Consider the following 14,054-nt stretch of genomic DNA (forward strand, 5'->3'; position numbering starts at 1 on the left):
CAGTATAGCCACTCTGGCTATACCAGTGCATCCTTATCTATACCCAATCGCTTCATGCGTGAGAGTAACGTTGTACGTTTCAGCCCCAGCCTTTGTGCCGCGCCTTTGGGACCGGCAACCACACCGTTGGTTTCTTTCAGTACGCGCATAATCAACTGGTATTCATCTTCGCCGTCCTGTGCGACTTCGGTTGCCACCGGAGGGGTAGACGGCGTCAAAGGGGCAATATCCGGAAGAGACAGTTGCAGTACGTTGCCTCGGGTAAGCAGAACCGCACGTTCAACCACGTTTTCCAGCTCACGCACGTTACCCGGCCATTCCATACAGCTCAGCGTGCGCAGAGCCTCGGCGGGAATACTGTCGATATTGCGTCCCATCCGACGAGCAATTTTAAAGGTAAAGGCTTTTACCAGCAGCGGAATATCTTCCGGGCGCTCACGCAGCGGCGGCAGATGGATCGGGAAGACGTTCAGCCGGTAGTACAGATCGTTACGAAATTCACGATCGGCAACCATTTTCTTCAGATCGCGGTTGGTAGCGGCGATCAAGCGCACGTCGGTCTGGATCAGCTTATTACTGCCCAGACGTTCAAACTCCTGCTCTTGCAGAACGCGCAGTAGCTTAGGCTGAAGCTCCAGCGGCATATCGCCAACTTCATCGAGGAACAGCGAACTTTTATCTGCCAGCTCGAAACGACCAATCCGCTGCGTGCTGGCACCGGTAAACGCGCCACGCTCATGACCGAACAGATCGCTTTCCAGTAATCCGGCAGGCATTGCCGCGCAGTTCATCTTCACCATCCGACGGGCGTTACGTCCGCTCAGGTTGTGAATGGCCCGTGCGATCAGCTCTTTACCCGTTCCGGTCTCACCCAGAATCAGAACGGTGCTGTCGCTTTGCGCCACCATTTCGACCTGCTTGAGTACGCTGTACATCGCTTCGCTGCGGCCAATGATTTCGCCGAACTCACTCTCTACATTGTTGAGTTGTTCAGTCAGCGCCAGGTTTTCATCTACCAGACGTTCTTTCAGGCGGTGAATCTCCTGATAGGCAAGCGCGTTATCCACGGCAATTGCCACACGCTCGGCAATTTGGCGCAATAGCTTGAGGTTGGCGGTAGTGAAAACTTTCTCTTCGCACTGTGCCAGCTTGAGTACGCCGAGCATAGTATTGCCGGACATCAGCGGTAACAGACACAGGGTTTGTAGCTGGTTGCCCCAGGTTTCGAACAGCATCCGTTCGTAAGGGGCGAGCGTATCGCGTTCGCTCAGATTAATCAGCAGCATCTCTTTGCTTTTGAAAACGCGTTCAGAGAGCGTGCCCGCTTCGTCCACTTCGCTCTGTTCGTGAGCCGGATGATGTTCATCCAGATAGTGGGTGGAATAAATGCTGAGCTTGTTTTTGCGATCGCTGCGTAACACGATGCTGATGGCATCAATGTCGAAGTAGTGATGGATCTCTTTGGCGACTTCGCTGACCAGCTCATCAATATCCAGTCGGGAGAGCACGGCATTGGTGATGGCGACCAGGATGCGAAAGTTATCACGCTCGCGGCACAACAGATCGTAATCGACGTTGTTGCTGACCCTGCTTTGAATTTGTTCAGCAACGACGCCGACTATCTGGGTGAAGGTCTGTAGACGGTTATATTCTTTTTCACTCCACGGACGATCCTCGTTACGGATGAACTCGCAACCGCCAAAGATGCGCCCATCTGCCGCTAGCGGCAGCAGGCAGTAGTGGCCAAATTCAGAATACAGTCCACCAGAGGCCAGCTGTGGCCAGGTTTCCGTAAACTCATGATAGTTGCAGTGCAGCGCATCGGGGCGAGACAAAATACGCCGTACCGGGCCATGAGCCAGTACCGTTTCGTCTTCATAATCGATGGGTTTACCATTTTCACGCGTCGCAAAATAACGCGCACGCTGCGTTTGTGCCTGCCATAAGACAATAGCCGCACAGTCGGCCAGCGCTGAACGCTTGACCAGCTGCGAAAGCGCCTCGCTAAGAGACGGGAGATCGGGCTGCTGTAATAATGTACGAGTAATATCGAACAGGCCTTGCTGTCCGAGGTCACTCATCGGTGTATACGACATATTGCTTTTCCAGGAAAAGCACCGCAGAACGGTGCGAAAACGGTAAATGAATTATAGGTATAAGTCGTAAATTATTGCCGGATAGCGATTTCGCTTATCCGGCCTACACGTTGCTGCTAATGGGCAGTTAGCATATACGAGGTAAAGGTTCGGCGTGTGGTAAATCGAGGGTTCGTTTCACGCCGTAAAGTCCGGCCAGACGCACACCTTTGCGTTCTACCACTTCGCCAATCATTGCGGCATCGCGTCCTAATGGATGCGCGCGCAGCGCGGCAAGTGCCGTTTCAGCGGCCTGACGTTCAACGGCAATCACCAGCTTACCTTCGTTAGCAAAGTTGAGCGCATCCAGTCCCAGCAGTTCGCAAACTCCACGCACTGCGGGCTTCACGGGCAAGGCTGCTTCAGACAGCTCAATACCAAACCCGCATGATGCGGCAAATTCATGCGTTACCGCATTCACGCCGCCACGGGTGGCATCACGCAGCGCCTTGACGCCGGGAATATCACGTAGCGTCTGGATAAGCGGCGTCAATACGGCACAGTCGCTGACCAGTTCGCCATCCAGACCCAACTGTTCGCGTAGGTTAAGGATGGTTGCGCCGTGATCGCCAAGCGTACCGCTGACCAGCAGCACATCGCCCACGCTCAGGGTTTGTGCGCCCCAGTGAATGTTGGCGGGGATCGCGCCCATTCCGGCGGTGTTGATAAAAAGCTTGTCCGCCGCGCCGCGCTGTACAACCTTGGTGTCGCCGGTGACGATGGCGATACCCGCTTCGCGCGCGGTTGCCGCCATGCTGTTAACGACGGTTTTCAGCGTCTCCATTGGTAAACCTTCTTCGAGGATAAAACCGCAGGAGAGATAGCGCGGGATCGCGCCGCTGACCGCCACGTCGTTAGCCGTACCACAGATAGCCAGCTTGCCGATATTACCGCCCGGGAAGAACAACGGATCGATAACATAGCTGTCGGTTGAAAACGCCAGACGATCGCCTTCAGCGACCAGTTGCGCCAGTTCCAGACGTGCTTGATCTTCTTGTTCCGCCAGCCACGGATTCGCGAATGCCTCCATAAACAGACTGTTGATCAACTGCTGCATAGCCTGACCGCCGCTACCGTGGGCGAGTTGTACGCTGCTCATGCTTCACACTCCTGCTGACGATACTGATACCAGGCGGCACATGCGCCTTCTGAGGAGACCATCAGGGCGCCAAACGCGGTCTCCGGGTTACACGTTTTGCCAAATAATGGGCACTGATGTGGTTTACATCTGCCCGTCAGCACTTCCCCACAACGCGCGCGCGGATCGTCATACACCTGCTGCGGCGCTGGCTGGAAATGGGCTTCGGCATCAAAGCGCTGATAGTCAGGCGTCAGGTGAACGCCAGAGGATTCGATAACGCCCAGACCGCGCCATTCGCTGTCGCCATTGACGCAGAACACCTCGGCGATGGCCTGTTGCGCTAACGCGTTACCGGCGTCCGGTACCACGCGACGGTACTGGTTTTCTACCTGGCTGTGCGCGGCAATTTTCTGCTCAATTAACATCACCACGCCTTGCAGGAGATCGAGCGGTTCAAAACCGGCGACCACTAACGGACGATGGAAGTCTGAAGCAATGAAATTATAGGCATCTGTGCCAATCACCATGCTGACGTGGCCTGGTGCTAAAAAGGCGTCAATACCGTTGTCCGGCTGTTCCAGCAGGCTGCGCAGCGTAGGGATAAGCGTGATGTGCTGGCAGAAAAAGTAAAAGTTCTGCACGTCACGCTGCTTTGCCTGTTGCAGAGTGATAGCGGTCGTTGGCATTGTGGTTTCAAAACCCAGACCAAAGAACACCACCTTACGCGTTGGGTTTTCCTGTGCCAGCTTCAGCGCATCCATCGGTGAATAGACGATACGGATATCTGCACCGCGCGCCTTGGCTTGCAGCAGGGAGCCTTGCTTACCCGGGACGCGCATCGCATCGCCAAAGGTGCAGAAAATCACTTCTGGATGGCTGGCGATTTCTACACAGCTGTCGATTCTACCCATCGGCAAAACGCAAACCGGGCAACCCGGACCATGAATAAACTCCACGTTTTCCGGTAGCAACTGGTCGAGGCCGAATTTGAAGATAGCGTGGGTATGACCACCACAAACTTCCATGATGCGCAGTGGGCGTTCAGCCGTGTAGGGGAGGTGGGCGGCACGTTCAGACAGGTGCTCTATCAGTTGCATCACCTGCTCTGGTGCGCGGTATTCGTCAACAAAACGCATTTATTTTTCCTCGCCGTACAGCAACGCGCCGACATCCGGCTCAACGTCAAACATGTTTTGCAGCGCGTCGAGCGTATCGCGCGCTTCAGCTTCATTAATGATGCTCATGGCAAAACCGACGTGGACCAGTACCCACTGGCCGAGGCGCGGTTGGCCATGTTCATCACAGCTACCGACCAGCGTCAGGTCGACGTCGCGCTGAATACCGCAAACGTCGACTTTGGCCTGGTTGCCATCAATGGTGCGGATTTGACCCGGAACACCTATGCACATCGCTGCGTCTCCAGCCAGGAGAGCCATTGATCCATCCCTTCACCACTGGTGGCGGAAATCAGGATAATCTCAATTCCCGGGTTCACTTCCCGGGCGCTGGCGATGCATTTTTCAACGTCAAAATTGAGGTACGGTAGCAGATCCACTTTGTTGAGCAGCATCAGCGATGCGGCGGCAAACATATGTGGATATTTCAGCGGTTTGTCTTCACCTTCGGTGACGGAAAGCACGGCCACTTTATGGCGCTCGCCGAGGTCGAAGCTGGCCGGGCAGACCAGGTTGCCGACGTTTTCAATGAACAGAATGCCGTTATCGTCAAGCGGCAAACGCGGCGCGGCGTCAGCAATCATTTGTGCGTCAAGGTGGCAACCTTTACCGGTGTTGACCTGAATGGCGGGCGTGCCTGTGGCGCGAATACGGGCAGCATCGTTCACCGTCTGCTGGTCACCTTCAATAACGGCGCACGGCACGCTATCTTTCAGCTTCATCAGCGTTTCGGTCAGCAGCGTGGTTTTACCGGAGCCCGGGCTTGAAACAAGGTTCAGCACCAGATGCTGACGGGCCGCAAAGCGGGCACGGTTGCGTTCGGCCAGGCGGTTGTTTTTGTCCAGTACGTCAATTTCCACTTCCAGCATACGGCGTTGGCTCATACCTGGTGCGTGGGTTCCTGCCTCACCGTGACCGTAGTGCAAATCGCCTTCTTCGGTCTGGCTCGGTGTGAAATTTGAGGTCTTCACACCGGTAATATTCAGCGCTGGACGAGCCGCTGGGGCAAATGGCGCGCTGCGAAACGCCGAGTGGGGATTATGCTCATCACCCTCTATATATAGGTTGCCTTCAGCGCAACCACATGTCGTACACATCGCTCACTCCTGATCTTTTTACTTGCGATACATCTGTTGCCGGATGACTGCGTTGCCTTATCCGGCCTACAAACGAGCTCTTTCTGTAGGCTGGATAAAACGCTTAAGCGTCGCCATCCGGCGCTGGAGTCTGATCTATTTCAATACGTCGAATCTGTAAGCCGTCATCGGCCACAATTCTCAGCATATCGCTGTTGCATTGCGGACATCGGCGCACGCGTTGCGTCAGTAACGTGACGTATTGTTGACAAGATTCGCACCAACATTCGGCTTCTTGTTCTTCGAGGTGGAGTTTACAACCTTCTGCAAGGGTCCCGCGGCATACCAGATCAAAACAAAAGGAGAGAGCGCTGGTTTCTACGCAAGAAAATGCGCCAATTTTGAGCCAGACCCCAGTTACTCGCTGAGCACCGTGTTGCGTGGCCTGTTGTTCAATCAATTCCAGTGCCCGTTGGCAGAGGGTTATTTCGTGCATACCGCCTCCTGTGAAGTTGCCGTATCAAAAGCAATAAGCATGCCAGGTTGATTTTTTTCATTCGTGACAATGACGACAATGACGAAATGACATGTCGTCACCCGCCTTTGATTTTTTATCTATATGAAAATTAAGTAATTTAATTTTGGCATGAAATGTGCTTAAGGCTGTTCATCTCTGCTAAACGGGTAACCTGACATGACTATTTGGGAAATAAGCGAAAAAGCCGATTACATCGCTGAACGGCATCGTCGCCTACAGGACCAGTGGCGTATTTACTGTAACTCGCTGGTTCAGGGGATCACCCTGTCGAAAGCGCGTTTGCATCATGCAATGAGCTGTGCGCCGGACAAAGATCTCTGCTTTGTCCTTTTTGAACACTTCACTATCTACGTCACGCTGGCGGATGGCTTCAATAGCCACACCATCGAGTACTACGTCGAAACAAAAGATGGTGATGATAAGCAACTGATTGCACAGGCACAGTTGACCATCGACGGTCAAGTCGATGAGCGTTTCAGTAACCGCGATCGCGAACAGGTGCTGGAGCACTATCTCGAGAAAATCGCCACCGTCTACGACAGCCTGTACACCGCGGTTGAGAACAATATGCCGGTGAATTTAAGCCAACTGGTTGAGGGACATAGCCCGGCTTAAGCCTCAGGTGCTGTCCACTTTGTCATGATGCGGTTTACATACTGCGTCACGATGTTTTAGGGAATGGGCATGTCGAAAAATGTCGAAATGACATTTTGCAGACATGTTTTCGTCAAAAATGACTATCACCTGAGGAATGCCTGGTGAATCGTTTTGTAATTGCTGACTCCACTCTTTGTATTGGCTGCCACACCTGTGAAGCCGCCTGCTCAGAGACACATCGCCAGCATGGCCTGCAGTCAATGCCGCGCCTGAAAGTGATGTTAAATGAAAAAGAATCCGCGCCGCAGCTTTGCCACCAGTGTGAAGATGCGCCTTGCGCCACCGTGTGTCCGGTTAATGCCATTAACCGCGTTGATGGCGCCGTACAGCTGAATGAAAGCCTGTGCGTAAGCTGCAAACTGTGCGGGATTGCTTGTCCGTTTGGCGCGATAGAGTTTTCTGGTAGCCGTCCGCTGCATATCCCGGCAAACGCCAATACGCCAAAAGCGCCTCCGGCTCCGCCAGCGCCTGCTCGCGTGAGTTCGCTGTTGGACTGGGTTCCAGGCGTTCGTGCCATCGCGGTGAAATGCGATCTGTGCAGTTTTGACGAGCTTGGTCCGGCCTGCGTGCGCATGTGTCCGACCAAAGCCCTGCACCTGGTGAGCAACATGGATATCGCCCGCGCCAGCAAACGTAAGCGTGAGCTGACTTTCAATACCGATTTCGGCGATCTCACCTTGTTTCAGCAGGCTCAGAGTGGGGATGCAAAATGAGCGCAATTTCACTGATTAACAGCGGCGTGGCCTGGTTTACAGCGGCTGCGGTTCTGGCATTTCTGTTTTCATTTCATAAATCGCTGAGCGGCTGGATTGCTGGAGTTGGCGGTGCGGTCGGCAGCTTGTGTACGGCAGCCGCTGGTTTTACCGTTCTGACTAATGCGCTGGCGGTGAGCGGCGTGATGCCGTTTATTGGGCACAGTCTGCAAATTACTCCGCTGAATGCTATCTGGCTGATTACGCTGGGACTGTGCGGCCTGTTTGTCAGCCTGTACAACATTGACTGGCATCGTCATCCGCAGGTGAAAGCTAACGGCCTGCTGGTGAATTTGCTGATGGCCGCGGCGGTATGTGCGGTGGTTGCCAGCAACCTCGGTACGCTGGTGGTGATGGCGGAAATCATGGCGCTGTGTGCCGTGTTCCTCACCGGCTGCAGTAAAGAAGGCAAACTGTGGTTTGCGCTGGGGCGTATTGGTACGCTGCTGCTGGTGGTTGCCTGCTACCTTGTGTGGCAACGTTACGGCACTCTGGAGCTGCGTCTGCTAGACCTGCGCACCCAGGAGCTGCCGCTCGGGTCTGACATCTGGCTGCTGGGCGTGGCAGGTTTTGGCCTGCTGGCCGGGATTATTCCTCTGCATGGTTGGGTGCCACAGGCACACGCCAATGCCAGCGCACCGGCTGCGGCACTGTTCTCTACCGTCGTCATGAAGGTCGGTCTACTGGGTATTCTCTCCCTGTCGCTGCTGGGCGGTAATGCGCCGCTATGGTGGGGTGTTACGCTTCTGGTGTTGGGCATGATCACCGCATTTGTTGGCGGTCTGTATGCGCTGATGGAACACAATATCCAGCGCCTGCTGGCGTACCACACGCTGGAAAACATCGGCATTATTCTGCTGGGGCTAGGCGCTGGCGTGACCGGGATTTCCCTGAATCAACCGGCGCTGATTGCGCTGGGTTTGACCGGCGGTCTGTACCACCTGGTAAACCACAGCCTGTTCAAAAGCGTTCTGTTCCTGGGCGCAGGCAGCATCTGGTTCCGTACCGGTCATCGTGATATCGAAAAACTGGGCGGTATCGGCAAACGCATGCCGGTTATCTCTCTGGCGATGTTGGTTGGCCTGATGGCGATGGCCGCGCTGCCGCCGCTGAACGGTTTTGCCGGTGAGTGGGTTATCTATCAATCCTTCTTCAAGCTGGGTAACAGCGGGGCGTTTGTCGGTCGTCTGTTAGGGCCGTTGCTGGCGGTTGGGCTGGCAATTACCGGCGCGCTGGCGGTGATGTGTATGGCGAAAGTCTATGGCGTAACGTTCCTTGGCGCACCGCGTACGAAGGAGGCTGAGAATGCCTGCTGCGCACCAATCCTGATGAGCGTGAGCGTCGTTGCGCTGGCTATCTGCTGTGTGATTGGCGGCGTGGCTGCGCCGTGGCTGCTGCCGATGATCTCCTCTGCCGTTCCGCTGCCGCTGGAAACTGCGAACACCACCGTTTCTCAGCCAATGATCACGCTGCTGCTGATCGCATGTCCGCTGCTGCCGTTCATCATCATGGCAATTTTCAAAGGCAACCGTCTGCCGTCGCGTTCACGCGGTGCGGCATGGGTGTGTGGTTACGATCACGAGCAGTCAATGGTCATTACCGCGCACGGTTTTGCCATGCCGGTGAAAGAAGCCTTTGCCCCGGTACTCAAACTACGTAAGTGGTTGAATCCGGTATCACTGGTTCCGGGCTGGCAGAATGCGGCTGCGCCGGTGCTGTTCCGTCGTCTGGCGCTGATTGAGCTGGCGGTGCTGGTGGTGATTGTGGTTTCACGAGGAGCCTGAAAATGAGTGTTTTATATCCGTTAATTCAGGCGCTGGTGTTGTTTGCCGTTGCGCCGCTGCTGTCCGGCGTTACCCGCGTGGCGCGCGCGCGTTTGCACAATCGCCGTGGTCCTGGCGTTTTGCAGGAATACCGCGACATTATCAAACTGCTGGGTCGTCAGAGCATTGCGCCTGCGGATTCCAGCTGGGTCTTCCGCCTGACGCCGTTTGTGATGGTGGGCGTGATGCTGACTATCGCCACTGCGCTACCGGTAGTGACCGTTGGCTCACCGCTGCCACAACTGGGCGATCTGATCACCTTAATTTACCTGTTCGCCATTGCCCGTTTCTTCTTCTCTATCGCGGGACTGGATACCGGTAGCCCGTTTACCGCCATTGGTGCCAGCCGTGAAGCGATGCTCGGCGTGCTGGTTGAACCTATCCTGTTGCTGGGGCTGTGGGTAGCGGCACAGGTTGCGGGTTCAACCCATATCAGCAATATCGCCGATACCATTTACCACTGGCCTGCTGCGCACAGCATCCCGCTGATTCTGGCACTGTGTGCCTGTGCTTTCGCCACCTTTATCGAAATGGGCAAACTGCCATTCGATCTGGCAGAAGCAGAGCAAGAGCTGCAGGAAGGTCCATTGACTGAATACAGCGGCAGCGGTTTTGCCGTGCTGAAATGGGGCATTAGCCTCAAGCAACTGGTCGTTCTGCAAATGTTCGTTGGTGTGTTCCTGCCGTGGGGACAGATGGAAACCTTCACCGCGGGTGGGCTACTGCTGGCGCTGGTGATTGCCGTCGTCAAGCTGGTCCTCGGCGTGCTGGTCATCGCCCTGTTCGAAAACAGCATGGCGCGTCTGCGTTTTTGCGCCACTTCACGCGTGACCTGGGCCGGTTTTGGGTTTGCGTTTTTAGCGTTCGTCTCCTTGCTGGTGGCGTGATTTAAGAGAGTTTGAGCATGTCTGAAGAAAAATTAGGTCAACAATATCTCGCTGCGCTGCATCAGGCCTTTCCGGGCGTGGTACTGGATGAAGCCTGGCAGACCAAAGATCAGCTGACGATCACCGTCAAGGTGAACTACCTGCCGGAAGTGGTGGAGTTCCTGTACTACAAACAGGGCGGCTGGTTGTCCGTGTTGTTTGGTAACGACGAACGCCAGCTGTGCGGCCATTACGCTGTTTATTACGTGATGTCGATGGAGCAGGGCACCAAATGCTGGATAACCGTCCGCGTTGAAGTCGATGCCAACAAGCTGGAGTTCCCGTCCGTCACGCCGCGCGTTCCGGCTGCGGTCTGGGGCGAGCGCGAAGTGCGCGATATGTACGGTTTGATCCCGGTTGGTTTGCCGGATGAGCGCCGTCTGGTACTGCCCGATGACTGGCCGGACGAACTCTATCCGCTGCGTAAAGACAGCATGGATTATCGTCAGCGCCCGGCGCCGACTACCGATGCTGAAACCTACGAGTTCATCAACGAACTGGGCGACAAGAAAAATAACGTGGTGCCGATTGGCCCGTTGCACGTCACCTCCGATGAACCTGGTCACTTCCGCCTGTTCGTGGACGGCGAGAACATTATCGATGCCGACTACCGTCTGTTCTATGTCCACCGCGGCATGGAGAAACTGGCGGAAACCCGTATGGGTTACAACGAAGTGACGTTCCTGTCAGATCGCGTGTGTGGTATCTGCGGCTTTGCGCATAGCACCGCCTATACCACTTCCGTTGAGAATGCGATGGGCATCGTGGTGCCGGAACGTGCGCAGATGATCCGTGCCATTCTACTGGAAGTTGAGCGTCTGCACTCGCACCTGCTGAACCTGGGCCTGGCCTGTCACTTCACCGGTTTTGACTCCGGCTTTATGCAGTTCTTCCGCGTGCGTGAAACGTCGATGAAGATGGCTGAGATCCTCACCGGGGCACGTAAAACTTACGGTCTGAACCTGATCGGCGGTATCCGTCGTGATCTGCTGAAAGAAGATATGATCCAGACCCGTCAACTGGCGCAGCAGATGCGTCGTGACGTGCAGGAACTGGTCGATATGCTGCTCAGTACGCCGAATATGGAACAGCGTACCGTTGGTATTGGTCGTCTGGATCCGGAAATTGCCCGTGACTTCAGTAACGTCGGCCCGATGGTTCGCGCCAGCGGCCACGCGCGTGACACCCGCGCCGATCACCCGTTTGTCGGCTATGGTCTGCTGCCGATGGAAGTTCATAGCGAGCAAGGCTGCGATGTTATTTCTCGTCTGAAAGTTCGTATTAATGAAGTCTACACCGCACTAAATATGATCGACTTTGGTCTGGATAACCTGCCGGGCGGCCCGCTGATGGTGGAAGGCTTTACCTACATTCCTTACCGTTTCGCACTGGGCTTTGCTGAAGCGCCGCGCGGAGATGACATTCACTGGAGCATGACCGGCGACAACCAGAAACTGTATCGCTGGCGCTGCCGTGCGGCGACCTACGCCAACTGGCCGACGCTGCGCTACATGCTGCGTGGTAATACCGTTTCCGATGCGCCGCTGATTATCGGTAGCCTCGATCCTTGCTACTCCTGTACTGACCGTATGACCGTGGTCGATGTACGTAAGAAGAAGAGCAAAGTCGTGCCGTACAAAGAACTTGAGCGCTACAGCATCGAGCGTAAAAACTCGCCGCTGAAATAAGGAATCGCCATGTTTACCTTTATCAAAAAAGTCATCAAAACCGGGGCACCGACGTCGTCGTATCCGCTGGAGCCGATCGCGGTCGATAAAAACTTCCGTGGCAAACCGGAACATAATCCGCAACAGTGCATCGGCTGTGCGGCCTGTGTGAATGCGTGCCCGTCGAACGCGCTGACGGTCGAAACCGATCTGGCCACCAATGAGCTGGCGTGGCAGTTCAACCTCGGTCGCTGCATCTTCTGCGCCCGTTGCGAAGAAGTTTGCCCGACGGCGGCGATCAAGCTGTCGCAGGAGTATGAGCTGGCGGTGTGGAAGAAAGAGGATTTCCTGCAGCAGTCCCGCTTTGCGCTGTGTAATTGCCGCGTATGTAACCGTCCGTTTGCGGTACAAAAAGAGATTGATTACGCCATTGCGCTGCTTAAGCACAACGGTGATAGCCGCGCGGAAAACCACCGTGAAAGCTTTGAGACCTGCCCGGACTGTAAGCGCCAGAAATGCCTGGTGCCGTCTGATCGTATTGAACTGACTCGCCATATGAAAGAGGCCAGCTGATGAGCAATTTATTAGGCCCACGTGACGCCAACGGTATTCCGGTACCGATGACGGTGGATGAATCCATTGCCAGCATGAAAGCGTCGCTGCTAAAAAGCATCAAGCGTTCAGCGTACGTTTACCGTGTGGACTGCGGCGGCTGCAACGGTTGCGAAATCGAAATCTTCGCCACGCTTTCTCCGCTGTTTGACGCCGAACGTTTTGGCATCAAAGTGGTACCGTCCCCGCGTCATGCGGATATCCTGCTGTTTACCGGCGCGGTAACCCGTGCCATGCGCTCTCCGGCGCTACGCGCCTGGCAGTCTGCGCCAGACCCGAAAATTTGTATCTCTTACGGTGCTTGCGGTAACAGCGGCGGTATTTTCCACGACTTATACTGCGTATGGGGCGGCACGGACAAAATCGTACCGGTGGATGTCTATATCCCTGGCTGCCCGCCAACGCCTGCAGCCACGCTGTATGGTTTTGCCATGGCGCTGGGTCTGCTGGAACAAAAAATTCACGCGCGTGCGCCGGGTGAACTGGACGAACAGCCCGCCGAAATTCTGCATCCGGATATGGTTCAGCCGCTGCGAGTGAAGGTGGATCGCGAGGCTCGCCGTCTGGCGGGATACCGCTACGGTCGCCAGATTGCTGATGACTATATGACGCAGTTAGGGCAGGGCGAGCATCAGGTGGCGCGCTGGCTGGAGGCGGAAAACGATCCGCGTCTGACCGAGATCGTCACGCATCTTAACCATGTTGTCGAAGAGGCGCGTATCCGATGAGTGAAACGGTGGTGTTCAGTCAACTGAGCCGTAAGTTTATTGATGAGAACGATGCGACGCCCGCTGAGGCGCAGCAGGTTGTCTATTACAGCCTGGCGATTGGTCACCACCTTGGGATCATCGATTGCCTGGAAGCGGCGTTAACTTGTCCATGGGACGAATATCTGGCATGGATTGCTACCCTTGCTGAGGGAAGCGAAGCTCGCCGGAAAATGGAAGGTGTGCCGAAATACGGCGAGATCGTTATCGATTTCAACCATGTGCAAATGCTGGCACGCGCGTTCGATGATGCGCGTGCCGTACAGACCCCGCAGCAGCAGGAGTGGAGCAAACTGATGCTTAGCATGCTGCACGACATACACCAGGAAAGCGCCATCTATCTGATGGTGAGGAGACACCGTGACTGACGTTTTATTATGTGTGGGTAACAGCATGATGGGCGATGACGGCGCGGGCCCGCTGCTGGCTGAAATGTGTGCTGCAAATCCTCAAGGCAACTGGGTTGTCATCGACGGTGGTAGTGCGCCAGAAAACGATATTGTCGCCATCCGTGAACTGCGTCCGCAACGTTTGTTGATTGTTGATGCTACCGATATGGGGCTGAACCCAGGTGAAATCCGCATTATCGATCCCGATGACATTGCCGAGATGTTCATGATGACCACCCATAACATGCCGCTGAATTACCTGGTCGATCAGCTGAAAGACGACGTTGGTGAGGTGATTTTCCTCGGCATTCAACCGGACATCGTCGGTTTTTACTACCCGATGACACAGCCGATCAAAGATGCTGTTGATACCGTCTATCAGCGATTAGCCGGTTGGGAAGGACACGGTGGATTCTCCGAGCTGGAAGCGCCAGAAGAGTAAACCGTATCAGTGCC

Annotated in this window: 15 protein-coding genes; 9 read left to right on the plus strand and 6 right to left on the minus strand. The window is 55.2% G+C overall.

The features are described from left to right. Positions 1 to 17: 17 nt before the first annotated feature. The 6 genes from flhA to hypA all read right to left on the minus strand — a co-directional run bounded on the left by flhA (position 18) and on the right by hypA (position 5,963). Positions 18 to 2,096 carry a formate hydrogenlyase transcriptional activator FlhA gene (flhA, locus tag OGV85_RS19355; protein WP_061547642.1) on the minus strand — a complete coding sequence of 693 codons (2,079 nt, stop codon included), beginning with the start codon at positions 2,094 to 2,096 and terminating at the stop codon, positions 18 to 20. A gap of 127 nt (positions 2,097 to 2,223) precedes the next feature. Further along, positions 2,224 to 3,234, minus strand: coding sequence for a hydrogenase expression/formation protein HypE (gene hypE, locus OGV85_RS19360; protein WP_003037416.1), 1,011 nt, complete (start codon positions 3,232 to 3,234; stop codon positions 2,224 to 2,226). After that, entirely contained in the window at positions 3,231 to 4,352 is a 1,122-nt protein-coding gene (hypD, locus tag OGV85_RS19365) for a hydrogenase formation protein HypD (protein WP_003037413.1), read from the minus strand. Before hypD ends, hypE begins: the two co-directional genes overlap by 4 nt. Continuing rightward, on the minus strand, positions 4,353 to 4,625 hold the full coding sequence (gene hypC, locus OGV85_RS19370; protein ID WP_003037411.1) for a hydrogenase 3 maturation protein HypC: 273 nt from the start codon (positions 4,623 to 4,625) through the stop codon (positions 4,353 to 4,355). Further along, positions 4,616 to 5,488: a hydrogenase nickel incorporation protein HypB gene (hypB, locus tag OGV85_RS19375; RefSeq protein ID WP_003037409.1), complete on the minus strand. Its 873-nt coding sequence runs from the start codon at positions 5,486 to 5,488 to the stop codon at positions 4,616 to 4,618. Before hypB ends, hypC begins: the two co-directional genes overlap by 10 nt. A 103-nt stretch (positions 5,489 to 5,591) precedes the next feature. Beyond that, positions 5,592 to 5,963, minus strand: a complete 372-nt coding sequence (hypA, locus tag OGV85_RS19380; protein ID WP_003037406.1) for a hydrogenase maturation nickel metallochaperone HypA — start codon at positions 5,961 to 5,963, stop codon at positions 5,592 to 5,594. A 198-nt stretch (positions 5,964 to 6,161) separates the two neighbouring features. Here hypA and hycA point away from each other — a divergent pair, with 198 nt between their 5' ends. The 9 genes from hycA (at position 6,162) to hycI (ending at position 14,040) form a co-directional block, all read left to right on the plus strand. After that, the gene (gene hycA / locus OGV85_RS19385; RefSeq protein ID WP_003840271.1) at positions 6,162 to 6,620 is read left to right on the plus strand and encodes a formate hydrogenlyase regulator HycA; all 459 of its coding nucleotides are present in this window, start codon (positions 6,162 to 6,164) and stop codon (positions 6,618 to 6,620) included. 143 nt (positions 6,621 to 6,763) lie between these two features. After that, a complete protein-coding gene (gene hycB, locus OGV85_RS19390; RefSeq protein ID WP_003037401.1) occupies positions 6,764 to 7,375 on the plus strand; it encodes a formate hydrogenlyase subunit HycB in 612 nt (203 codons plus the stop codon). Next, positions 7,372 to 9,198 carry a formate hydrogenlyase subunit 3 gene (gene hycC, locus OGV85_RS19395; protein ID WP_003037397.1) on the plus strand — a complete coding sequence of 609 codons (1,827 nt, stop codon included), beginning with the start codon at positions 7,372 to 7,374 and terminating at the stop codon, positions 9,196 to 9,198. The genes hycB and hycC overlap by 4 nt, the downstream gene beginning before the upstream one ends. Before the next feature lie 2 nt (positions 9,199 to 9,200). Then, complete coding sequence (locus OGV85_RS19400; RefSeq protein WP_003037395.1) at positions 9,201 to 10,124, plus strand: respiratory chain complex I subunit 1 family protein; 924 nt, start codon at positions 9,201 to 9,203, stop codon at positions 10,122 to 10,124. A 17-nt stretch (positions 10,125 to 10,141) separates the two neighbouring features. Further along, positions 10,142 to 11,851: a formate hydrogenlyase subunit HycE gene (gene hycE, locus OGV85_RS19405; RefSeq protein ID WP_061547641.1), complete on the plus strand. Its 1,710-nt coding sequence runs from the start codon at positions 10,142 to 10,144 to the stop codon at positions 11,849 to 11,851. A 9-nt stretch (positions 11,852 to 11,860) separates the two neighbouring features. Next, positions 11,861 to 12,403, plus strand: coding sequence for a formate hydrogenlyase subunit HycF (gene hycF, locus OGV85_RS19410; RefSeq protein ID WP_003037391.1), 543 nt, complete (start codon positions 11,861 to 11,863; stop codon positions 12,401 to 12,403). Further along, positions 12,403 to 13,170 carry a formate hydrogenlyase subunit HycG gene (gene hycG, locus OGV85_RS19415; RefSeq protein ID WP_003037388.1) on the plus strand — a complete coding sequence of 256 codons (768 nt, stop codon included), beginning with the start codon at positions 12,403 to 12,405 and terminating at the stop codon, positions 13,168 to 13,170. Before hycF ends, hycG begins: the two co-directional genes overlap by 1 nt. Beyond that, a complete protein-coding gene (locus tag OGV85_RS19420; protein WP_003037385.1) occupies positions 13,167 to 13,577 on the plus strand; it encodes a formate hydrogenlyase maturation HycH family protein in 411 nt (136 codons plus the stop codon). Before hycG ends, OGV85_RS19420 begins: the two co-directional genes overlap by 4 nt. Next, complete coding sequence (gene hycI, locus OGV85_RS19425) at positions 13,570 to 14,040, plus strand: hydrogenase maturation peptidase HycI (RefSeq protein ID WP_003037382.1); 471 nt, start codon at positions 13,570 to 13,572, stop codon at positions 14,038 to 14,040. The genes OGV85_RS19420 and hycI overlap by 8 nt, the downstream gene beginning before the upstream one ends. Positions 14,041 to 14,054: the final 14 nt, after the last annotated feature.

This window comes from Citrobacter sp. Cf132 (assembly GCF_030333885.1).
GTDB classification, from domain to species: domain Bacteria; phylum Pseudomonadota; class Gammaproteobacteria; order Enterobacterales; family Enterobacteriaceae; genus Citrobacter; species Citrobacter freundii.